The 22,463-nt window shown below is 63.8% G+C and carries 19 protein-coding genes, 3 rRNA genes and 1 other annotated feature; all 22 genes read right to left on the reverse strand.

Going from position 1 to position 22,463, the window contains the following annotated elements; all coding sequences use genetic code 11:
• Window positions 1-16: 16 nt before the first annotated feature.
• A complete protein-coding gene (locus tag BLT81_RS12920; protein WP_019194708.1) occupies window positions 17-184 on the reverse strand; it encodes a hypothetical protein in 168 nt (55 codons plus the stop codon).
• A 7-nt stretch (window positions 185-191) separates the two neighbouring features.
• Window positions 192-1,175: an HAD-IIA family hydrolase gene (locus tag BLT81_RS04885; protein WP_019194709.1), complete on the reverse strand. Its 984-nt coding sequence runs from the start codon at window positions 1,173-1,175 to the stop codon at window positions 192-194.
• 3 nt (window positions 1,176-1,178) lie between these two features.
• Window positions 1,179-1,853 (reverse strand): tetratricopeptide repeat protein, encoded by a 675-nt coding sequence (locus tag BLT81_RS04890; protein WP_040421676.1) that lies wholly within the window; start codon window positions 1,851-1,853, stop codon window positions 1,179-1,181.
• 281 nt (window positions 1,854-2,134) lie between these two features.
• Window positions 2,135-2,311, reverse strand: coding sequence for a hypothetical protein (locus tag BLT81_RS12580; protein WP_019194711.1), 177 nt, complete (start codon window positions 2,309-2,311; stop codon window positions 2,135-2,137).
• A gap of 61 nt (window positions 2,312-2,372) precedes the next feature.
• Window positions 2,373-2,663 (reverse strand): IS3 family transposase, encoded by a 291-nt coding sequence (locus tag BLT81_RS04895; protein WP_172812374.1) that lies wholly within the window; start codon window positions 2,661-2,663, stop codon window positions 2,373-2,375.
• Window positions 2,553-2,681 (reverse strand) — a sequence feature (AL1L pseudoknot). (Overlaps the previous gene by 111 nt.)
• Window positions 2,642-2,953, reverse strand: a complete 312-nt coding sequence (locus BLT81_RS04900; protein ID WP_081582970.1) for a transposase — start codon at window positions 2,951-2,953, stop codon at window positions 2,642-2,644. It overlaps the preceding feature by 40 nt. The genes BLT81_RS04895 and BLT81_RS04900 overlap by 22 nt, the downstream gene beginning before the upstream one ends.
• A gap of 244 nt (window positions 2,954-3,197) precedes the next feature.
• Window positions 3,198-3,315 (reverse strand): 5S ribosomal RNA (gene rrf / locus BLT81_RS04905).
• 150 nt (window positions 3,316-3,465) lie between these two features.
• A 23S ribosomal RNA gene (locus BLT81_RS04910) occupies window positions 3,466-6,554 on the reverse strand.
• A 337-nt stretch (window positions 6,555-6,891) separates the two neighbouring features.
• Window positions 6,892-8,404, reverse strand: a 16S ribosomal RNA gene (locus BLT81_RS04915).
• Together the 16S, 23S and 5S rRNA genes form the textbook arrangement of a ribosomal RNA operon.
• Before the next feature lie 579 nt (window positions 8,405-8,983).
• Window positions 8,984-10,249 carry a tyrosine--tRNA ligase gene (gene tyrS, locus BLT81_RS04920; RefSeq protein WP_019194888.1) on the reverse strand — a complete coding sequence of 422 codons (1,266 nt, stop codon included), beginning with the start codon at window positions 10,247-10,249 and terminating at the stop codon, window positions 8,984-8,986.
• A gap of 18 nt (window positions 10,250-10,267) precedes the next feature.
• Window positions 10,268-10,441, reverse strand: a complete 174-nt coding sequence (locus BLT81_RS04925) for a Trm112 family protein (RefSeq protein WP_019194889.1) — start codon at window positions 10,439-10,441, stop codon at window positions 10,268-10,270.
• Window positions 10,438-11,103 (reverse strand): hypothetical protein, encoded by a 666-nt coding sequence (locus BLT81_RS04930; protein ID WP_019194890.1) that lies wholly within the window; start codon window positions 11,101-11,103, stop codon window positions 10,438-10,440. Before BLT81_RS04930 ends, BLT81_RS04925 begins: the two co-directional genes overlap by 4 nt.
• The gene (locus tag BLT81_RS04935) at window positions 11,090-12,670 is read right to left on the reverse strand and encodes a VWA domain-containing protein (protein ID WP_019194891.1); all 1,581 of its coding nucleotides are present in this window, start codon (window positions 12,668-12,670) and stop codon (window positions 11,090-11,092) included. The genes BLT81_RS04930 and BLT81_RS04935 overlap by 14 nt, the downstream gene beginning before the upstream one ends.
• Window positions 12,667-13,878: a hypothetical protein gene (locus tag BLT81_RS04940; RefSeq protein ID WP_051011571.1), complete on the reverse strand. Its 1,212-nt coding sequence runs from the start codon at window positions 13,876-13,878 to the stop codon at window positions 12,667-12,669. Before BLT81_RS04940 ends, BLT81_RS04935 begins: the two co-directional genes overlap by 4 nt.
• A 13-nt stretch (window positions 13,879-13,891) precedes the next feature.
• Entirely contained in the window at window positions 13,892-15,325 is a 1,434-nt protein-coding gene (argH, locus tag BLT81_RS04945; protein ID WP_019194893.1) for an argininosuccinate lyase, read from the reverse strand.
• Window positions 15,326-16,528, reverse strand: coding sequence for an argininosuccinate synthase (locus tag BLT81_RS04950; RefSeq protein WP_019194894.1), 1,203 nt, complete (start codon window positions 16,526-16,528; stop codon window positions 15,326-15,328).
• A gap of 73 nt (window positions 16,529-16,601) precedes the next feature.
• Window positions 16,602-17,087, reverse strand: a complete 486-nt coding sequence (locus tag BLT81_RS04955; protein WP_019194895.1) for an arginine repressor — start codon at window positions 17,085-17,087, stop codon at window positions 16,602-16,604.
• A complete protein-coding gene (argF, locus tag BLT81_RS04960) occupies window positions 17,084-18,034 on the reverse strand; it encodes an ornithine carbamoyltransferase (RefSeq protein WP_019194896.1) in 951 nt (316 codons plus the stop codon). The genes BLT81_RS04955 and argF overlap by 4 nt, the downstream gene beginning before the upstream one ends.
• 27 nt (window positions 18,035-18,061) lie before the next feature.
• On the reverse strand, window positions 18,062-19,270 hold the full coding sequence (locus tag BLT81_RS04965; RefSeq protein ID WP_019194897.1) for an acetylornithine transaminase: 1,209 nt from the start codon (window positions 19,268-19,270) through the stop codon (window positions 18,062-18,064).
• On the reverse strand, window positions 19,267-20,214 hold the full coding sequence (argB, locus tag BLT81_RS04970; RefSeq protein WP_019194898.1) for an acetylglutamate kinase: 948 nt from the start codon (window positions 20,212-20,214) through the stop codon (window positions 19,267-19,269). The genes BLT81_RS04965 and argB overlap by 4 nt, the downstream gene beginning before the upstream one ends.
• A gap of 9 nt (window positions 20,215-20,223) precedes the next feature.
• Window positions 20,224-21,381: a bifunctional glutamate N-acetyltransferase/amino-acid acetyltransferase ArgJ gene (gene argJ, locus BLT81_RS04975; protein ID WP_019194899.1), complete on the reverse strand. Its 1,158-nt coding sequence runs from the start codon at window positions 21,379-21,381 to the stop codon at window positions 20,224-20,226.
• Between the two features lie 30 nt (window positions 21,382-21,411).
• Entirely contained in the window at window positions 21,412-22,455 is a 1,044-nt protein-coding gene (gene argC / locus BLT81_RS04980) for an N-acetyl-gamma-glutamyl-phosphate reductase (RefSeq protein ID WP_019194900.1), read from the reverse strand.
• Window positions 22,456-22,463: the final 8 nt, after the last annotated feature.

Here is a 22,463-nt window from a genome sequence, read left to right on the forward strand (position 1 = left end):
CCTGGTTGGTCCTGCGTCAGCGCGTCTGAAGGGCGTCGTTGAGCAACGCGTGGGCGCGACGTAAGTGCTCGGCTTCCTCGCGCAGGGTGGTGGCGGGTTCCGCGAGTATCTCATCGACCGCGCGGGAGAGCTCCGCGCCGTCGACGCGGGGCCGCCTCGGATCGCGCGGGACGGGCGCGTTCATCGGCGGCTCACCACCATTCGGCGCAGGCTCGTTCGGCGGCATCTGAGTTCGGGCGGACCAACCGCGGCGGCTCCGGCATGTGCCACGCGACCTCGAGCGCGGTACGCAGCGCCTGGATTGGTGTTGCGTCCTCGTCGCCGCGGCTCACGATGATGTCTCCCGCGTCCACGCGGGCAGTAAACCCGCCCTGCGGGCCTGGAGCCAGAACGCTCGGCTCCTCGCGCAAAGCCGCGAGGTTTTCCCCAATGAAGGTGGGGCGCTGCACCTTCGGCGCCGACAACAGCGCCAACGGCCCCGAGACACCCGTCAGGACATGCAGCACGGGTATCCCCGCGCCCACCGCGCCGGCGATGTCCGTGTCAAGCCTGTCGCCCACGGCAAGCGGGCGCGTAGCCTCCACCTGGGCCGCGGCCTGGATAAACATCGCCGGCTCCGGCTTTCCGGCGGCCCTCGGACGCACCCCGGTAGCCGAGGTCACGGCGGCCACCATCGACCCGTTGCCGACGAGGAGCCCCCGCTCCGTGGGCAGGGTGGTATCCAGGTTCGAGGCGATGTACTCGGCACCGTCCGCGATGGCGAGTGCCGCTTCGGACAGCTCCCGCCACCCCGTGTCCGGGCTGTGGCCATGCAGCACAGCGCGGGGTCCGTCGGTCGCGCTGTCGACGACCTCGAAGCCGGCCCGCCGGGCCAAGTCCTTGAAGGACTCCGAGCCGAGGACGAGGACCTTGTCCCCTGCGCCGAGGCTCTCCTTCGCAAGCGTCACCGCAGCCTGCGCGGAAGTGAGGATGTTCTCCGGTGCAGCCGTAATCCCAATGTTCTCCAGCATCTCGGCAACCGCGGTGGCGGGGCGCAACGCGTTGTTGGTGATGTAGAGCGCCGGAACGGTGACGTCGGCAAGCGTCTCCGCCGCCTGCGGCAGCGCGTGACCGCCCTCCCAGATGGTTCCGTCGAGGTCGAGCAGCAATGCGTCGACGGAATCGAGCAATGCCATGGGCTAATGAACCTCCTTCGCACGCTCCGCCGCGTCCGTCATGCCGTCGGTATCGATGGCCGCGGCGTGCTCGAACCATTGCTTCGCCTCCTCGCCACGCCCGAGCGCCAGAAGCGCGTCGGCATAGGCGTAAGACAAACGCGCCTGTTCCGCTCCCTTCGAATCAAAGGAGGGGTGGAGACGCTCCAGGGTCGCCAGAGCCGCCTCGTGTTGCCCCAGGTCGTGCCGAGCGCCGGCCAAAACAATGGCGAGCTCAATACGGCCGACCTCGTCGAGCTCGCGCACTTCGGGGCCACGGCCGATTTCGAGTGCTTTCTGCGGGCGGCCCAGCCCCCGCTCAGCGTCCGCCATGACGGCAACAAGCCCAGGACCGCCCGAAATACGCCGCGCTGCACGCAGCTCAGACAGTGCCTCGCGCCACTCCCCCGCGTGGTACGCAACGATTCCGTTTGTCTCGCGGACAACACCGACACGGCCCGCGCGATTCTTCGCGGCACGGGCGTGGCGCAGCGCAAGCTGCGGGTCGTCCTCCAATAGCGCGCTCGCCATAATCATGTGCTTTGCTACCCGCTCCGCATTATCCTTCGACAACACACGGAGGTCCTGGAGCACCGACGGGTCGAGGTCGGAGACGTCAATATCCGTCGGCAGATCCGGCTCGGACAGTCGCTGAGCCATACGGTCCTCCCGAAAACCCTGACGCTGCGGGGTCGACCTGTTGTGCCTGATGCTGCCGTCCTCGCGACGCCGCTGGCCCTTCCCGTCAGCGCCACTGCGGTGGCCGCGTTTGCCGCCACGCTCGTTCGGGCGACGCCCGCGGCGGGAGCGGTCGTCGCTGTTGCGGGGATTCATCCCTTCGGACATACAGACCCTTTCTGTTGAGACTTCCCCAGTATAAAGGCCGCACCCGACACGGACCGAAACCCGGGCGGCCCTCCCTTACCAGCTCCCGCTCACCGCTACACCCAGGCACTCGCAATCTCCCGGGTATACGCGTCGAGGACGAACGAGGCGTACACCCATCCGACATGCGTGGGGATGTATGTGATATCCGCGACCCACAGTCGGTTCGGCGCATCGACACAAAAGTCGCGCTTGACCAAGTCGACTGGGCAGTTATCAGGGGCAGCGCTCACGGGTGGAAGGCCTTTTCCTCCGGCGCCGGATACCACGGATGCCTTCGAGCGCCATAAGGCGCTAGGCGGTGCACCGGGCGACGCGACCGAAGTCGCCTCGGCGATTGACCTCGGCCCATAGTGTGCGCGCTCCATAGCAGGAGTAGTTGTCGTCATAGATAGCACGCAAAGCTTTGCGTAGTTGTCGGTCGCGGATAGATCGAGATGATTCAGGCCGGGATTTGTAGGCGTAGTAGGTGCTCAGGGCGATTTTCGCGTCGGTTGCCGCCAAGGCGCGAATAATCGGCTCGACCCCGAATTCCTCCCGGTTGTCGTCGATGAACCGGACGACTACCTGTGTGGGCGCTCGCACTCCGCCGCGAAAAAAGCTGATGCTCTTTTCAAAATCTCGTTGGCGCGCTTCGCTTCAATCAGTTCAGCCCGCAGCCTGCGGTTTTCTGCTGCACAATCCACCGATTCAGCCGGGGTTGCCGCGCCGGATTGTTTATGAGCGCGGACCCAGCCGCGCAGAGTTTCCTTACTCATTCCGAGCTCGACAGCGATGCGGGATATCGCACCACGAGACGTAGCAGGGTCAGCTTGCGCATGCAGCACCAATTCGATGGCGCGCTGCCTCAACTCAGGCGTGTACTTCGAGGGCATGTGTAGGGCTCCTTTTCCACATCCCTACCCTCCATTAAACCCGGGGCAAACCACCCCCGTGTGGGCGCTCCCCCGCAGTTGAACATGGTGGTGCCCCCCTTGCGTGTTGGTGGGGGGCACACACAAAAAACAAGGGGGGGGTGGCCAGCCGTTCCACCTTGTTCCCTGCCCGCTTGGGGTGGGTGTGGTGGTGGGGCTGGTCACCCCCCTTTAGGGTTTTTATTTTGTTGTTGTTGAGTTGTTGGGTCGGCGGTAACTTACTCTCCCACCCCCTCCCGGGGGCAGTACCATCAGCGCGGGCGGGCTTAGCTTCCGGGTTCGGAATGGGACCGGGCGTTTCCCCGCCGCCATCAACCACCGACACACTCATCGGGACAGGCAGCACAAACTGTGTACTGTATTCGATTCTGGTACTGGCTCACACACCATGAATAAAGGGGGTGGTGTGGTGTGTCAGATACTGCATAGTGGACGCGAACACACGGTCTTTACGGTGCTTCTTGTTGGTTTGTTTTGTTTTTTGTTGGTGTATTAGTACCGGTCACCTTCACGTATTGCTACGCTTCCAGATCCGGCCTATCAACCCTATCGTCTGTAGGGAACCTCGAATGAAACCTCATCTTAAAACAGGCTTCCCGCTTAGATGCTTTCAGCGGTTATCCCTCCCGTACGTAGCCAACCAGCGATGCTCCTGGCGGAACAACTGGCACACCAGAGGTACGTCCGTCCCGGTCCTCTCGTACTAGGGACAGCCTTCTTCAAGTTTCAACGCGCGCGGCGGATAGAGACCGAACTGTCTCACGACGTTCTGAACCCAGCTCGCGTGCCGCTTTAATGGGCGAACAGCCCAACCCTTGGGACCTACTCCAGCCCCAGGATGCGACGAGCCGACATCGAGGTGCCAAACCATCCCGTCGATATGGACTCTTGGGGAAGATCAGCCTGTTATCCCCGGGGTACCTTTTATCCGTTGAGCGACACCACATCCACAAGTAGGTGCCGGATCACTAGTCCCGACTTTCGTCCCTGCTCGACTAGTAAGTCTCACAGTCAAGCTCCCTTGTGCACTTACACTCGCCACCTGATTGCCAACCAGGCTGAGGGAACCTTTGGGCGCCTCCGTTACTCTTTGGGAGGCAACCGCCCCAGTTAAACTACCCACCAGGCACTGTCCCCAACCCAGATCATGGGCCAAGGTTAAGGTATCCACTACGGTCAGAGTGGTATTTCAACAACGACTCCACAACCACTAGCGTGGCCGCATCAACGTCTCCCACCTATCCTACACAAACCGCACCGAACACCAATACCAAGCTATAGTGAAGGTCCCGGGGTCTTTTCGTCCTGCCGCGCGAAACGAGCATCTTTACTCGTACTGCAATTTCACCGGGCCTGTGGTTGAGACAGCAGGGGAGTCGTTACGCCATTCGTGCAGGTCGGAACTTACCCGACAAGGAATTTCGCTACCTTAGGATGGTTATAGTTACCACCGCCGTTTACTGGGGCTTAAATTCTCCGCTTCGACCCAAAGGGTCTAACAGGTCCTCTTAACCTTCCAGCACCGGGCAGGCGTCAGTCCGTATACATCAACGTAAAAGTCTTCGCACGGACCTGTGTTTTTGATAAACAGTCGCTCCCCTCTATTCTCTGCGACCCCACACAGCAACAACCACCGCAAAAGGGTGGCGCACCATGTAAGGTCCCCCTTCTCCCGAAGTTACGGGGGCAATTTGCCGAGTTCCTTAACCACAGTTCACCCGACCGCCTTAGTATTCTCTACCTGACTACCTGTGTCGGTTTCGGGTACGGGCCGTGTACACACTCGCTAGAGGCTTTTCTCGACAGCATAGGATCACCACCATCACCCACAAAAGGGCTACGCATCACGCCTCACACAAAAGGGCCGATGCATTTCACACCAACCCGTGCCACACGCTTACACCGCAATCCATTAAACGGCGTGGCTACCTTCCTGCGTCACCCCATCACTGCACTACTACGGATCAGGCCCCACCCCACACACCACCACCAGTGGCCCAAAGACCACAACAGTAGCGGCATAAAGGGCGGTTAGTATCACCGCCTCGCACCTGGGCGCATATACACGGGTACGGGAATATCAACCCGTTAACCATCGACTACGCCTGTCGGCCTCGCCTTAGGACCCGACTCACCCTGGGAAGACGAACTTGACCCAGGAACCCTTAGTCATCCGGCGGATAAGATTCTCACTTACCACTCGTTACTCATGCCTGCATTCTCACTCGCACACAGTCCACAACCCCTTACGGTACTGCTTCACCCCATGCACGACGCTCCCCTACCCAAACACACACAACATGTGCTTGCCGCGGCTTCGGCGGTGTACTTGAGCCCCACTAAATTGTCGGCGCGGAACCACTCGACCAGTGAGCTATTACGCACTCTTTCAAGGATGGCTGCTTCTAAGCCAACCTCCTGGCTGTCTTCGCGATCCCACATCCTTTTCCACTTAGTACACCCTTAGGGGCCTTAACCGGCGATCTGGGCTGTTTCCCTCTCGACTATGAAGCTTATCCCCCACAGTCTCACTGCCATGCACCACTTCACCGGCATTCGGAGTTTGGCTGACATTGCTAAGATGATAGTCCCGCTCAACCAACCAGTAGCTCTACCTCCGGCAAGCTAACATGACGCTGCACCTAAATGCATTTCGGGGAGAACCAGCTATCACGGAGTTTGATTGGCCTTTCACCCCTACCCACAACTCATCCCCTCAGTTTTCAACCTAAGTGGGTTCGCGCCTCCACAACCTCTTACAGCTGCTTCACACTGGCCATGGGTAGATCACCCCGCTTCGGGTCTAGGACATGCCACTAACAACACCCCATTAGGATTCGCTTTCGCTACGACTACCCCACCAACGGGTTAACCTCGCGACATGCCGCTAACTCGCAGGCTCATTCTTCAAAAGGCACGCCATCACACACACGAAGGTGCTCTGACGGATTGTAAGCGCACGGTTTCAGGAACTATTTCACTCCCCTCCCGGGGTACTTTTCACCATTCCCTCACGGTACTATCCACTATCGGTCACACTGAGTATTTAGGCTTACCGGGTGGTCCCGGCAGATTCACAACAGATTCCACGAGCCCGCTGCTACTCGGGAAACACACCAACATTCATGCATATGCCTTCACGTACAGGGGCTCTCACCCACTACGGCGCACCATCCCAGGCAACTTCCGCTAACACACACACAAACGCACAGACATGACAGTGCCTGAACAATGCATCCCCACAACCCCACATGCGCAACCTCTGCCAAGTATCACACACACATGGTTTAGCCTCATCCACTTTCGCTCGCCACTACTCACGGAATCACACTTGTTTTCTTCTCCTACGGGTACTGAGATGTTTCACTTCCCCGCGTCAACCCCCACACAGACTATGAATTCACCTGCAGGTAACACCACACAACCGGTGCCAGGTTTCCCCATTCGGACATCCTCGGATCAACGCTTAGTTGGCAACTCCCCGAGGCTTAACGCAGCCTCACACGTCCTTCATCGGCTCAGCATGCCAAGGCATCCACCGTACGCCCTTGACCAAAAAACACAACACAAAAAACACACAAGAATAAAGATGCTCGCGTCCACTATACAGTTCTCACACACCACACCCACACACCCAACCACCACCACACAAACAGCAGCAGCAGCAAGCATGCAAGCCACAGAACAACACACATGTGCCATCCCAGACACCCAACAGCGCACCAACACAACATTTGCTCGCAGGAAAAAGGCCACATACCACACGCACAAAGCACAACAACCACACGTCATGCCGGCATGCATCCACCCGGATTTTAAACAACACAGTGGCAGCACCACACACGGGCACTCAACCACCACACCTGCAACCGCAGGCACACAAAACAAAAGCTCCTTAGAAAGGAGGTGATCCAGCCGCACCTTCCGGTACGGCTACCTTGTTACGACTTCGTCCCAATCGCCGATCCCACCTTCGACGGCTCCCACTTAAGGCCACCGGCTTCGGGTGTTACCAACTTTCATGACGTGACGGGCGGTGTGTACAAGGCCCGGGAACGTATTCACCGCAGCGTTGCTGATCTGCGATTACTAGCGACTCCGACTTCATGGGGTCGAGTTGCAGACCCCAATCCGAACTACGACCGGCTTTCAGCGATTAGCTCCACCTCACAGTATCGCACACGCGCTGTACCGACCATTGTAGCATGTGTGAAGCCCTGGACATAAGGGGCATGATGATTTGACGTCATCCCCACCTTCCTCCGAGTTAACCCCGGCAGTCTCTCATGAGTCCCCAACCAAATGCTGGCAACATAAGACAAGGGTTGCGCTCGTTGCGGGACTTAACCCAACATCTCACGATACGAGCTGACGACAACCATGCACCACCTGTACACCAGCCACAAGGGAAACTACATCTCTGCAGCGATCTGATGCATGTCAAGCCCAGGTAAGGTTCTTCGCGTTGCATCGAATTAATCCACATGCTCCGCCGCTTGTGCGGGCCCCCGTCAATTCCTTTGAGTTTTAGCCTTGCGGCCGTACTCCCCAGGCGGGGCGCTTAATGCGTTAGCTACGGCACGAACCCCGTGGAAGGGACTCACACCTAGCGCCCACCGTTTACGGCATGGACTACCAGGGTATCTAATCCTGTTCGCTACCCATGCTTTCGCTCCTCAGCGTCAGTTACTGCCCAGAGACCTGCCTTCGCCATCGGTGTTCCTCCTGATATCTGCGCATTTCACCGCTACACCAGGAATTCCAGTCTCCCCTACAGCACTCAAGTTATGCCCGTATCGCCTGCAGTCCCACAGTTAAGCCATGGACTTACACAAACGACGCGACAAACCACCTACGAGCTCTTTACGCCCAGTAATTCCGGACAACGCTCGCACCCTACGTATTACCGCGGCTGCTGGCACGTAGTTAGCCGGTGCTTCTTATCCAGGTACCGTCACAAAAGCTTCGTCCCTGGCGAAAGGAGTTTACAACCCGAAGGCCTTCATCCCCCACGCGGCGTCGCTGCATCAGGCTTGCGCCCATTGTGCAATATTCCCCACTGCTGCCTCCCGTAGGAGTCTGGGCCGTATCTCAGTCCCAATGTGGCCGTACACCCTCTCAGGCCGGCTACCCGTCGACGCCTTGGTAGGCCATTACCCCACCAACAAGCTGATAGGCCGCGAGCTCATCCCATACCGCAAAAGCTTTCCACCACCGACACTAAACGATGGTCCTATCCAGTATTAGACCCAGTTTCCCAAGCTTATCCCGAAGTACAGGGCAGATCACCCACGTGTTACTCACCCGTTCGCCACTCGAGTACTCCTGCAAGCAGGAGCCTTTCCGTTCGACTTGCATGTGTTAAGCACGCCGCCAGCGTTCATCCTGAGCCAGGATCAAACTCTCCACAAAAAGTTTCAGCAGAAACAGGCCGTGAAAAGCCCAAACCCAACCAAAAACAAACCAACCACCACACCACACCACACACAAACATGCAGCACGACACAGTGAACTGGCCAATCCTCAAATTACAAAACAGCCACCCCCCACCCGACGAGGGCAAAAAAAAGGGGGGCAACCAAAAAACAGCATCCACAATCCGCGAATCAATCACGCACCACAAACACCAACAAGCAGCATCCCATCAAAGGTTCAGACACCACCCACCGGCACACACCAACCACCACCATCACAAACAACAGCAGCAGCCAGCACACGCAGCACACAACCAACCCACAAACAAAAAATGCATTGGCACACTATCGAGTTCTCACACAACACACGCACACCCTCACAGCCCAACCAGACTGCTCAAGCGGCAAGAAGTCAATCTACACAACCGGTAACCAGAAGTCAAACACAACGTTAACCCCAGCAACCAACTCTGCACTTATCAACTCCCCATCACCTCGCGGCGACGAAACAACACACTAAACCCCCACCCACCAACACCACAAATCCCCAGCACAACCCAACAAACGGGGAACAGTATTACGCGACCTTGACGCCGGCGAAGTTCTTCTTGCCGCGACGCAGAACCAGCCATTCCCCGTGCAGCAGGTCGTCCGCGTCCGGGGTCCACTCCTCCGATTCAACGCGGACATTGTTGGCGTAGACGCCGCCCTCCTTGATGGATCGACGCGCGGCCCCGCGAGAGTCGGCAAGGCCCGTCCCCACCAGATAATCCACAATCGTATCTTCCTGGCTCGCCTGGTAGACGGCCGTTTCCTTCACCGCAGATTCGAGCGTCGCGCGGTCGAGCGCGGCAAGCTCGGCGCGCCCAAAAAGCGCCTGGGACGCGAGTTCGACGGCCTCAGTCGCCTCTGCCCCGTGGACAAGTGTCGTCATTTCGCGCGCGAGGCGCTTCTGAGCCTCCCGCGCGTAGGGGCGTTCCTCGACCTCGACGGCAAGCTCGTCGAGCTCTTCTTTCGTGAGGAATGTGAACCAGCGCAGGAAGCGGATAACGTCGGCGTCTGCGGTGTTCACGAAGTACTGGTACCAGGTGTACGGGCTGGTCATCTCGGGATCGAGCCAGAGCGAGCCTCCGCCGGTGGACTTGCCAAACTTCTTGCCCTCGGAGTCCGTCACAAGCGGCACCGTCAGGGCGTGAACGTGCGCACCGTCCATGCGACGGTTCAGGTCAACGCCGGCGACGAGGTTGCCCCACTGATCGCCGCCGCCAACTTGCAGGACGCAGTCGTGGTTGCGGCGCAGCTGAACGAAGTCGTTCGCCTGCAGCAGCATGTAGGAGAACTCCGTGTAAGAAATGCCGTCGGATTCCAAGCGCCGCTTGACGGTTTCACGGCCGAGCATGGTGGCCAGCGAGAAGTGCTTTCCCACGTCACGCAGAAAGTCGATGACCGTCCAGTCCTTTATCCAATCGTTGTTGTTCACCAGCAGCGCGCCGTTGGGACCGTCAAAATCCACAAAGCGCTTGAGTTGGCCGGAGATCCGCTGTGCCCAGTCGGCGACGGTGTCAGAGGAGTTCATCGAACGCTCCCCCACGTCGCGTGGGTCGCCGATCATGCCCGTGGCCCCACCGGCGAGAACAATCGGCCGGTGACCCGCGAGCTGGAAGCGTCGCAGCATCAGAAGCGGCACTAGGTGGCCAGCGTGCAGCGACGGCCCAGTCGGGTCAAACCCGCAGTAGAGCGAAATGGGCTCCGTGGTGGCTTGGCGCAGGTTGTCCAGGTCCGTGGACTGGTTCACCAGCCCACGCCACTCGATGTCGTCGACAATGTTTACGGGTGCGGTCATGCTCTGTTCACGCTCTTTCTAGTTCGGGTGGGGCTGGGCTTCGCTGCTCAGCAGCACCGGGATGCCATCCTCGATGCGGTAGGCGATGCTGAGCCGCTCGTTGATGAGCAGCTGCGCGTCGTCGTCGTAGACCAGCGGACCCTTGTCCTGCGGACAGACGAGGATCTCCAGCAACGTCGGATCTAGGCTCATGACGGTCGATCGTACCCGCCGGGGTCGGGGGCATCATCGTTGGAGTAGGCGTCGTCCAACCCGGGCAGTTCACCGAGCTCAACACGCAGAAAGTTCGCCTGGGAGTCCATTGCGCGCAGGTTGTCTTCGACAATCCCGTTCTTGATGCGCTCGGCGGCCTGGGTCAGCGTGCTCAGCGAGTCGACGACAACGGCGACGGCGCGCTCCTCGCGGAAGTTCGGGGCGGCGAGGTAGGTCCCCACAACCTCTGGGTAGTAGATTTTCACGATGTTCCAGATGGTCTGCCTATGCTGCGGGGTGGGCTCCAGGTGCTCCCACTGGCCCAGAACGAAGCGGATGTTGTCCTCCAGTGCATAGGCCTGGTAGAGCACGTCGTCCACGGGTTCCGCCTGCCTGAGCTGGGCTGTGGTGCGCCGGTACGCGTCTTCGAGGAGTTGCGGTGTGGGCACAAGCGGCGCCGGGGGCAGCTCTTTCTGCTTCTGCGGAGGTGTGAGCGCGGCGCCGGCCCCGTAGGCGGCGACGGCGGCGATTGGCCACAAAAACCCGAGGCCGAAAGCGATGTGCAGCACAACGACGAGGATCGCGCACACCATACCGACCTGGTTTTTGCGCGAGCGGAGGAACTCCGAAAAACCGCCCCCGGACTGCTTACTGGTAGCCACGAATCTCCTTAAAGGCCGCCTCCAAGTCGCCGCCCAAGGCGTCGAACACCGCGCCACCGGTTAGCCCGGCAAGCTTCTCCATCTCTTTGCGGTTGGCCTCGCCGTACAGGATGACGAAGACGGGGATCCGTCGCTTCTCGGCGGGCAGGCGTTGGTAGGCGGCCTCGAATTGAGAATAGTTCGGGCCGACATTCGCTTCGCCGTCGCTAAGCAGGACGATCGATGGGATGCCCTGGGAGGTGTCCGTCGCCTCGAGAGCGTCCAAAAGCGCCGAGTACATCGCGGTCGATCCGATCGGCGTCTGGACGTGCAAATAGGCTTTGACCTCGGTGATCACCTTCGGGTTGTCGCGGTCGAACTCCACGGTGAACGGCTCGCGCGGTTCGTCGCTAAACGGCAGGAAGGTCACCGACTCGCGGTCGCGGAAAGAGACGTCGCCGATGAGGGTGGACGCGGAGCCGTCGACAAGCGACAGCATGATCGCGCGCAGTGACTCCATGCGCTCGCCCACCATCGAGCCCGAGGTATCGAGGACGAAGGTGGTAGTACCCGGCTGGCGGTACTCGTTGTTGTACGCGAGGAGCAGGTCGTCGACCACGCCCTGATTCGCAGGAAAGGGAAGCTCAATGACCTGCTGGGCTTCAATCTCCGCTGGGAGAGTGTCTACGGCTTCCACCGGGCGGCGGTACGTCAGCGCGATGTCTTCTTGGTGCTCGATAAGCCAGTCCGCGAAGGCTTTGACTTTGTCGGCGGCGTCCGGGTGAGCGGGGTTCGCCAAGGTGGACAAGGGATAATCGGCGGTGATCACGCCGTCGGAAGGCACGATGACGGAGATCCGGTGGCCTTGGTCGCGCAGCTGGTGCAGCGTCGACTCGTAGTTGACAATCGCGTCCGCGCGGTCCGGCTCGCTGGCAAAAGCCTCCGCGAGCCAACCCGAGGAGCCCGAGACCAGCGACTGCGCGTGGAACAGCGCGGCCAGGGTCGGGCTAACCCGCTCAAGATCGGCCGGTCCCACGGCTTGGCCGGTATCCGCGACGGCGGTGGCTACCGACACAAGTGCCGAAAAACCGGAGTTCGAGGCCGAGGGGTCCGTCATGCCGAAGGTGAACTTCCCCTCCTGCGCCGCCTGCGCGAAGTCCGCCCACGTCGGCTGCTGCGCGTCCCAGCCGAGCTCTTTCGCCGTCTCCTCCCACACCCCGAACGCGACGGGGCTGGAGGCGATCTTCGTCTCGTCCGCCAGCTTGTCCGACGCGCCGATGAGGTGCACGTAGCGGTTAGTGGCAAACCAGGTGGCGTCCACTTCCCCATCGAACTGCCCGCGGCTCAGCGCCTGCGAATTGTCCAGCGTGCCGCCGGGAAACTCGAGCGTTATGCCGAAGCCGAGGTCCTCGGCCGCTTGGTCGGCCAGGCCCGTCAGGTCGCTCAGCTCGGTAGCAGCGACGATGGTCAGTTCGCCCGAGTTTGGGGCCCCGGCGGGTCCGCCCGCACCGAGGTCTTCACCGAGGGAGCACCCGGTGAGCGCTACCACGCCCAACGCCGCCCCGAGAATCGTCCACAATCGTGTCATTGCTCTGTCTCCTCCTCGGCCGGCGGCGGGGCGATGACGCCGTAGCGCGTGCCAATGCCGTCGATAAGCTTTTCCAGCCGGTCGTAGTGGGGCGGGTCAACCGAGTTGATGTAGTCAGTGGGCGGCGCGAGGCCGCGGGCCTCCATCTCCTCGGCGAGCGAGCCCGCCGTCGCCGGCCGGAAGCCGTGGCGGGCCGCGAGCTTCTGCAGCTTTTCGTCATGGGTGAGCAGGCGGCCGATCTCCTTGCCCTCCTCTGTCACACCGACAATGCCGTGGTTTGCCAGCACCGTCGGGCTGAGCTGAAGCAGCACCATGTCGTTGCGGATCCGGGAATTCGGGCGCAGTTGCTCGCCGACGAACTGCGCCTCGTAGACCATCACCAGCGGGGCCGCGCCCATCCCCTGCGCGAGGTACTCGTCGAAGGGGCCGGAAGACGTCGACTCCGAGTACCCCTGGCCAGTGAAAAACGGCGAGATTTCGCCGATGAGGTAACCCGCGTCATCCGCCCGCGCGCTGTCGCGCTCCGCGAACTCCCACGCCAGCAGGGACAAGTACATCGCGGCGGAGTTCGAGGTGCGGATGTCCGTGCTGCGAATCTGCACGGAACGCGGCGAGGGAAACGCCTCACTCAAGTCGCGCCACCGCGCTCCCGAGCGGGCCAGGTCCACGTACGCCCCGACGTCGAGCACGTACGCGCCGCCCTCCTCGCGCACCACTCCCTCTTTGAGGAGGATGTCGGCGATGGTATGCCAGCTCGCCACGGCCATCGGGGAAAAGAAGGGGTACTCGACGCTCGCGCCGGCCACCTGCTCCAAGACCTTCTGGGAGGCGGGGGCGGAAGAGGGCGAGACGAAATCCTGGGCGGCCACGTCCACCCCGGTCGCAATCTTGCGCGAGCCAGCGGTTGAAACTGAGACCTCGTAACCCAGCTCGGCGAAGCGCTCGACCACCTCCGAGTCCTCGAAGAAGCCGCGCTTTTCGGAGCCGATGACCCCGTGCACCGAGGTGAGGCCCGCCCGCGCGCTCCCCCCGTTCTCTCGGCCGTCATTCGTTTCCGCACCCCCGCCGAGCACCACGGCCGCGATGACCACTCCAACGAGGACGACGCCGAGCACGATGGATGCTCCCCGCCCTCGGCGCTTGGAGTTTGGCTTCGTACCCGGCGTCGCAATATTGTTATGCGAACCTGAGCTGCTGGGAACAGTCATGCGCCCATATTACTTAGGAACGCACAGGTTTTCCCGCCCATTCGCGAAACTGGTTCGCCGCTTCCCGGACGCGCTCGCGCTGCTCCTCGACGCGCACCTTCGCGGTACCGCCCCGCGTCGCGCGCGAGGCGACCGCCCCTTCGACGGTGAGCACCTCCCGCACCTCGGGCAGCAGACGCTTATCGACGCCCGCAAGCTCCTCATCCGTCAAGTCCACGAGGTCCACTCCCCTCGCTTCGGCGATGCGCACGCACGCGCCGGAGGCCTCGTGCGCTTCGCGGAAGGGCACGCCCTGGCGCACCATCCACTCGGCGAGGTCGGTGGCCAGCGTGTAACCGGCGGGCGCGAGCTCGCGCATCCGCTCCTCGTGGAAAACCAACGTGGATACCAAACCAGTCATCGCCGGCAGGAGGGTGCGCAGCTGCGTCACCGAGTCGATGACGGGCTCCTTGTCCTCCTGGAGGTCCCGGTTGTACGCCAGGGGCATGGCCTTGAGCGTGGACAGCAAGCCGGTGAGGTTGCCGATGAGGCGACCGGTTTTGCCGCGCGCGAGCTCCGGGACGTCCGGGTTTTTCTTCTGCGGCATGATGGACGAGCCGGTGGACCAGGCGTCGTCAAGCGTGACGTAGCCAAACTCCGGGGTAGACCAGGCGATGATCTCCTCGGCGAAGCGCGATAGGTCGACGGCGATCTGGGCGAGCACGTAGGCGGTCTCGGCGGCGAAGTCGCGCGAGGCCGTGCCGTCCAGCGAGTTATCTGCGGCTGAATCGAACCCGAGCTCAGCGGCAATCGCCTCCGGGTCCAGCTGGAGCGAGGATCCCGCCAGCGCGCCGGAGCCGTAGGGCGAGACCGCCAGCCGCTTGTCGGCGTCCTGGATCCGCTCCAGGTCGCGCAGCAGCGGCTGCGCGTGGGCAAGCAGCGAGTGCGCCAGAAGGATCGGCTGTGCCGCCTGGAAGTGGGTCTTGCCCGGCATGATCGCGCCCGGGTGCGCCTCGGCCTGCTCGACGAGCGCGTCGATGAGGTCGGCGACGTCGAGGGCGATTCCGCGCAGGGCGTCGCGGCACCACATGCGGAACATCGCGGCGACCTGGTCGTTGCGGGAGCGCCCGGCCCTCAGGCGCCCGCCGACCTCCGGGCCGACGCGGTCGATGAGGCCGCGCTCCATCGCGCCGTGGACGTCTTCGTCGGTCGGCGCCGGGGCGAACGTCCCGTCGGCGACGTCGCGACCCAGCTGGTCGAGTCCGTCGAGCATGGTCGCCAGGTCAGCGTCGGACAGCAAGCCTGCCCTGTTGAGCACCTTCGCGTGCGCCGTGGAGGCGAGCACGTCGTAGGGCGCCAGGACCCAGTCAAAGTGCGTGGACACGGACAGGGCGAACATCGCCTCGGAGGGGCCGCCGGAGAAACGGCCGCCCCACAGCGCGCCCTCGTTGGTCGCGTGGCGCTCCATTTACTTGCCCGCCTCCCGGTCGCGCTTGTTGGCGATCTGCGAGGACAAGCCGTGGAGGCGCACGAAGCCCTTGGCTAGAGTCTGGTCGAAGGTGTCGCCGGTGTCGTAGGTGGCCAGGTTGAAATCGTAGAGCGAGTGGTTCGAACGTCGGCCGTTGACGGTCGCGCGGCCGCCGTGGAGGACCATGCGGATGTCGCCGGTGACGTGTTCCTGGGTCGAATCGATGAAAGCGTCGAGCGAGCGCTTCAGCGGACCGAACCAGAGGCCGTCGTAGACCTCCTCGGACCAGCGGGCCTCGATGAGGCGCTTGTAGCGGGCGAGCTCGCGCTCGACGGTGACGTCCTCGAGGGCCTTGTGCGCGGTGATGAGCGTCAGGGCGCCGGGCGCCTCATAGACCTCGCGGGACTTGATGCCCACGAGGCGGTCCTCGACCATGTCGAGGCGGCCGATGCCCTGAGCACCCGCGCGGCGGTTCAGCTCCTCGATGGCCTCGAGGACGCTGACCTGACGGCCGTCGATGGCGACGGGGACGCCGGACTCGAAGGAAATGATGACCTCGTCGGGGGCGTTACCCAGGGCCGGGTCCTCCGTGTAGGAGTACAGGTCCTTTGTGGGCGGGTTCCACAGATCTTCCAGGAAGCCGGTCTCCACGGCGCGGCCCCACACGTTCTGGTCGATGGAGAACGGGGACGCCGCGGACTGTTCGATCGGCAGGTCCTTGCCCTCGGCGTAGGCGATGGCCTTGTCGCGCGTCCACGCAAAATCGCGCGCCGGGGCGACGATCTCCAGATCCGGGTCCTGGTTGAGGAAGCCGACCTCGAAGCGGACCTGGTCGTTGCCCTTCCCGGTGCAGCCGTGGGCGACGTGGGTGCCGCCGTGCTCCTGGGCAGCCTTGACCAGGTGCTTAACAATCAGCGGGCGCGAGATCGCCGAGACGAGCGGGTACTCACCCTGGTAAAGGGCGTTGGCCTTAATCGCCGGCACGCAGTACTGCTCCGCGAACTCGTCCTTCGCGTCGATGACGATGGACTCGACGGCACCGCAGCCGAGGGCGCGCTGGCGCACGGATTCCATGTCCTCACCACCCTGGCCGAGGTCAAGAGCGACGGCGACGACGTCGCCCTCGATCATCTCGCCGAGGTACGGGATGGCCACGGAGGTGTCGAGGCCGCCGGAATACGCGAGGACTACGCGGTTGGTCATAAAAAATCTCCTTGTCAATGAGTCAATGAGGTGTTCAGTTAGTTGGTCAGGGCACTCAGAATGGGCCACGGCTCTAGGTCGAGGATAGCGTTCCCCCCAACATCAGCTGCGCCAGGTCGGCACCGGTGAGCGGTTCCCGCGCGAGGACGAAGATTGTGTCGTCTCCCGCGATGCACCCGACCACCTGGTCAAGACCCACCCTGTCGATGTAGCTGGCCAGGTACTGCGCGGCCCCCGGAGGGGTGCGCAGGACGGCGATCGAGCCGGACGAGTCGGCAGTGACCACGAGCTCGTCGAGCATGCGCCGCAGCTTTTCTCGCGGGCCGGAGTACGAGGGGCCCGCGGCGCCGCGGACGGTGTAGAAGGCGCCCCCGCCGTCGGTGGGGCGGACCTTTTTGGCCCCGATCTCGTCAAGGTCGCGCGAGAGCGTCGCCTGTGTGATGTCGATGCCCTCCGATTTGAGGATCTCGGAGAGTTTCACCTGGCTGGAGACCCGGGTCGTGTCCAGAATCTCCAGGATCCGCGCCTGCCGGGCCGTGCGCGAGACCGGTTGCGTCATTCCTGGTGCTCCAGGAGCCAGACAAGTAGCGCCTTCTGCGCGTGCAGCCGGTTTTCCGCCTCGTCGAACACCCGCGAGGCGGGGCCGTCGATGACGTCCGCGGTGACCTCGCTCCCGCGGTAGGCAGGCAGGCAGTGCAGGAAGATCGCGTCGTCCGCGGCGCGGGCCATCATCGACTGGTTCACCTGGTACGGCAGGAACGGCGTGCGCCGGTCCTTACCGTCGCCCTCCATCCCCATGGACACCCACGTGTCGGTGATCACCACGTCGGCGCCGTCCACGGCTGCAAGGTCGGACGTCACCGTGACCGTCGCTCCCGTCTCCTCGGCGCGCTCAAGGGCCCGGTCTACGAACTGTTTCTTGGGCAAGAATCCTTCCGGCGCGACGATGGCGATGTCCATGCCGGCGGTGGCGAAGCCGATCATGTAGGAGTTCGCCATGTTGTTGTCGCCGTCGCCGAGGTAGACCGCCTTCTTGCCGCGCAGCCCCGCCGGCCCGTCCTCCGGGCAGAGGTTTTCCACCACGGTCTGCAGGTCCGCGAGGATCTGGCACGGGTGCAGGTCATCCGACAGGGCGTTCACCAGCGGCACGGTCGCCGACTGCGCCATGTCGAGGAGGTTCTGGTGGTCGTAGGTGCGCCACACGATCGCCTCAACGTAGCGCGAGAGCACGGCGCCGGTGTCCTGGTAAGTCTCGCCCTTGCCCATCTGCGAGTTGCCGGTCTCGGTCACGATGGCGTGCCCGCCCAGATGCGCGATGCCAGCGTCGAAGGAAAAGCGAGTGCGTGTCGACGTCTTATCAAACAGCACGGCGACGGACAGCGGCCCCTCTAAGGGGCGGCGCGATAAGGGCGCGCGCTTGAGCTCGGCGGCGAGCTGGAGTACCTCCGCCTGCTCGGCGGGAGTCAGATCGTCGTCTGCGAGGAAGTGGCGGGGTGAATGTGTCATGTGTAGTCCTCCTGCTTAGCTGTCCGGTTAGTTGGCGGCCGCCGCGTGGCCAAGGGCGTCGCCCAGTGCCTGCGCGATACGGCGAGTCGCCTCCGCGATGTCTTCGTCGGTGATCACCAGGGGCGGGGTGAGACGGAGCACGTGGTCCGCCGGTGCGTTGAGGATCACGCCGTGTGTGAGCCCGGCCGCAACGGCCTGCTTGGCCACCGGCGCATCCAGCACGACACCGAGCATGAGCCCGCGCCCTCGCACGCTCTTTACGCCGCGGAGCTCCCCGAGCTCGCGGGCGAGCTCCCCGCCCTTGCGCGCTACCTCGGCGAGAAAGGCGTCGTCGACAACATCGAGGACCGCGTTGGCGGCGGCGCACACGACGGGGTTGCCGCCGAAGGTGGTGCCGTGCGAGCCGGGGCCGAACAGCTGGGCTGCGGCGCCCCGGGCGATGACGGCGCCGATGGGCAGCCCTGCGCCGAGCCCCTTTGCCATCGTGACCACGTCGGGGGCGACGCCGTCGTGCTCGTGGGCGAAAAACCTTCCGGTGCGCCCCACGCCGGTCTGCACCTCGTCGACGACCATGAGGATGCCGTGCTCGTCGCACAGATCGCGCACCGCACGCAGGAAGCCTTCCGGGGCGGGCACTACCCCGGTCTCGCCTTGGATGGGTTCGAGGAAGATCGCCGCGACGGAGGACGGATCCATCTCCACGAGGGCGCGCAGGTAGTCGGCGTCACCGTAGGGGTAGAACTCCACGCCCGGGGTGAGCGGCTCGAAGACGGCGCGCTTGGCGGGCTGCCCCGTCAGCGCCAGCGAGCCCAGGGTGCGGCCGTGGAAACCGTGGTGGGCGGCCAGGACGCGGCGCCGGCCGGTCAGCCGGGCCAGCTTGAAGGCGGCCTCGTTCGCCTCGGCGCCGGAGTTGCAGAAGAAGGCGCGGGCGGTGGCGTCGCCAAGCTTCGCTTTCAGCCGCCCCGCCAAGCGCACGACGGGCTGGGAGGCAAAGAGGTTCGACACGTGGCCGAGCTGCGCGACTTGGCTGCTGACCGCCTCCACGACGGCGGGGTGGCCGTGGCCGAGCGCGTTAACGGCGATGCCCGCGAGCAGGTCGATATATTCCGCACCCTCGGCGTCCTTCACGCGGGCACCGCGGCCCGAGACAAGCTCGAGGGGCGGGGCGCCGTAGGTGTTCATGAGCACGTCGTCCCACTGCCTCGGGGCCGAGCGCTGGAGCGTCGAGTCGGTCATGCGCGATCATCCTTCCGGAAGACGGTTCCCTCGGGGTAGTTGGCGGCATCGAAGGCGTCGGGAAGCACCATGGTGCCGATGCCCCCCATGGTGAGCAGCTCGAGCAGGACCGCGTGGGCGAGGCGCCCGTCGATGACGTGAGCGGCGCGCACCCCGCCGTGCACCGCGGTCAGGCACGCCTGCATCTTCGGGATCATGCCCGAGTCGAGCGCGGGCATCATCTTCTCAAGGTCGCCGACCTCGACGCGCGAGAGCAGCGAATCCTTGTTCGGCCAATCCGTGTAGAGGCCTTCCACGTTGGTGAGCACGACGAGGCGCTCCGCACCGATCGCCGCGGCGAGTGCCCCTGCGGCCTCGTCCGCGTTGATGTTGTAGACGTTGCCGTCCTCGCCCGGGGCGATGCCGGAGACCACGGGGATGCGGCCGGCCTCGATGATGTCCATGACGGCGGAGGGGTTGACGTCGACAATCGTGCCCACCAGTCCGATGTCGAGGTCCTCCCCGTTGACCCGGACGTGGCGGCGTTGCGCGCGGAACAGGCCGGCGTCTTCTCCCGAGGTGCCGACGGCGTACGGCCCATGGGAGTTAATCCGGCCGAGCAGGTCGCGGCCGACCTGCCCGAAGAGCACCATGCGCACCACGTCGAGGATCTCGGGCGTGGTCACACGGTAGCCTTTGACGAACTCGCCTTGGTCGAGGCCGAGCCGGCGCAGCATGGCAGAGATCTGCGGCCCGCCGCCGTGCACGACGACGGGTTTCGCTCCTACCGTGCGCAAAAAGACCATGTCCGCGGCGAAGGCGGCCTTGAGCTCCTCGTCGATCATGGCGTTCCCGCCGTACTTCACCACCACGATCTTGTCGCGGAAGTGCTGCAGCCACGGTAGGGCTTCGGCGAGGACGTACGCGCGTGTCTCGTTGTTGAGTGTCACTAGGTGCTCGTTCATACTCCCCTCCTAGGTGCTGTAGGCCGAGTTGATCTCCACGTACGCGTGCGACAGGTCCGTGGTACGCACCGTCGCACGCCCTCGTCCCCCGGTGCCGAGATCCACGCGGACCTGGATATCCGCCCCAGATAGATCCACCTCGCGCGCGCCGGGCGCTCCCGTGGACGCCACGCACACCGGCTGCCCGTTGAAGCTGACCGAAATATTGTCGGGGTCCATCGTCGCCGGCGCCATCCCCACCGCGGCGAGCACGCGACCCCAGTTCGGGTCGGAGCCAAACATCGCGCACTTGAACAGGGTGTCGCGCCCAATCGTGCGCGCCGCCTCGCGCGCCTCGTCGTCGGAGTCGGCGCCCTCGACGGTGATGCTCACCCGCTTGGTCACACCTTCAGCGTCGGCCTGCATCTGCACCGCGAGCGACTCGCAGACCTGCAGGATCGCAGCGTCGAGCTCCTCCTGATCAGGGGCGATCCCGCTCGCCCCGCTGGCAAGGGCGATGACCGTGTCGTTCGTCGACGTCGTGCCGTCGATGTCGAGGACGTCGAAGGTGGCGGCCGTCGCGCGTCGCAGCGCGAGGCCGAGGGCATCGCTGCTTATCGACGCATCAGTGGTCACGCACACCAACATCGTCGCCAGGGAGGGGGCCATCATCCCGACGCCCTTGCCCATTGCGCCGACGGACCAGCCGTCGCCCTCGACGTGTGCCTCCTTGGCCACCGTGTCTGTGGTCATGATCGCGCGGGCCGCCGCTGCCCCGCCGGCGGCGTCGAGCCCGCCAACCAGAGCGGCAACGCCGGCGCGGACCTTATCCATCGGCAGCGGGTCGCCGATCAGCCCAGTCGAGCACACCGCGACCCCACCCGGTTCCATGCCGAGCGCCTGCGCAACGAGCTGCTGCGTCTCGGCGGCGTCGGCGTCGCCCTGGGAGCCGTTGAGCGCATTCGCGTTGCCGGAGTTGTACACCACGGCCGTCAGCGTGCCGTCCGCGATGGCGCGGCGGGTCACCTTCACCGGGGAGGCGACGATGCGGTTGCGGGTGAACACGGCCGCCGCCGCACGTTCGGGCCCCTCGTTGACCACCAGGGCCATGTCGGGGTTGCCCGAGGGTTTAATCCCCGCCGTCGTCGCCGCGGCCCTAAAGCCCCGCGGCGTGGTTATTCCCGTCATGGGGGGAACTCCTTCGCTCGTTGTGTGTGTTTAGGGCGCCACTCCCGCGGTGGGCAGACCCGAGGTCTCCTCCCAGCCGAGGGCGATGTTCATGCACTGCACGGCCGCACCCGCGGTGCCCTTGGTGAGGTTGTCGATGACCGCGGTGGCGAGGAGCTTGCCGGCGAGCTCGTCCGCCTCGACCTGGACGTGGCACATGTTCGTGCCTACGACGTTCTGGGTCTGCGGCTGTAGCCCGCCAGGCATGACCCACACGAAGGGTTCGTCCGCATAGTACGAGGCGTAGGCCTCGTGGGCCGTCTCCGTGGTCACCCCGGGGGTCAGCGGCGCGGTGATCGTGGTGAGAATGCCGCGCGAGAGCGGGGCGAGCACCGGTGTGAAGCTCACGCTCACGGGCGTGTCGGTGGCCTCGCGGAGGTTCTGCACGATCTCGGGGTTGTGGCGGTGGCGTCCCGCCGTGTTGTAGGCCTTGATCGATCCCATGGTTTCTGCGCCCAGCAGGGAGACGTTGGCCTTCTTTCCCGCCCCCGAGACGCCGGTGACGGACACGACGCTCAGGTCGGGGGTGACCAGGCCAGCGCTGACCGCAGGCAGGGCGGCGAGCGTGGCTCCCGTTGGGAAGCAGCCCGGGATGGCCACGCGGCGCGACGCCGCGATCTGTTCCCGGTGCCCCGGCATCTCCGGGATGCCGTAGGGCCACGAGCCCGCATGATCCTGACCGTAGTAGCGGCGCCAGTCCTCGGCGTCGCGCAACCGGAAATCCGCGGCGCAGTCGATCACCAGGGTGGAATCCGGCAGCGCGCGGACGATCTCCGCGGAGTACCCGTGCGGGAGACCGAGGAAGACGACGTCGTGGCCGGCAAGGATGTCCGGGCGCGTCTCCCTGATGACCCGGTCGGCCAAAGCGGGGAGGTGCGGCATCAGCGCCGCCACGGACTGCCCGGCGTTGCTGTTGCCGGTCAGCGCCCCGATTTCGATCTCGCCCGAGGCGTACTTCGGGTGGCCAAGCAGGAGCCGAAGGATTTCCCCTCCGGCGTACCCGGTGGCCCCTGCCACTGCTATCGTGAGTGCCATACAGCACA

Origin of the sequence: Corynebacterium timonense, assembly GCF_900105305.1 — a bacterium.
In the GTDB taxonomy this organism is placed as follows: Bacteria; Actinomycetota; Actinomycetes; order Mycobacteriales; family Mycobacteriaceae; genus Corynebacterium; species Corynebacterium timonense.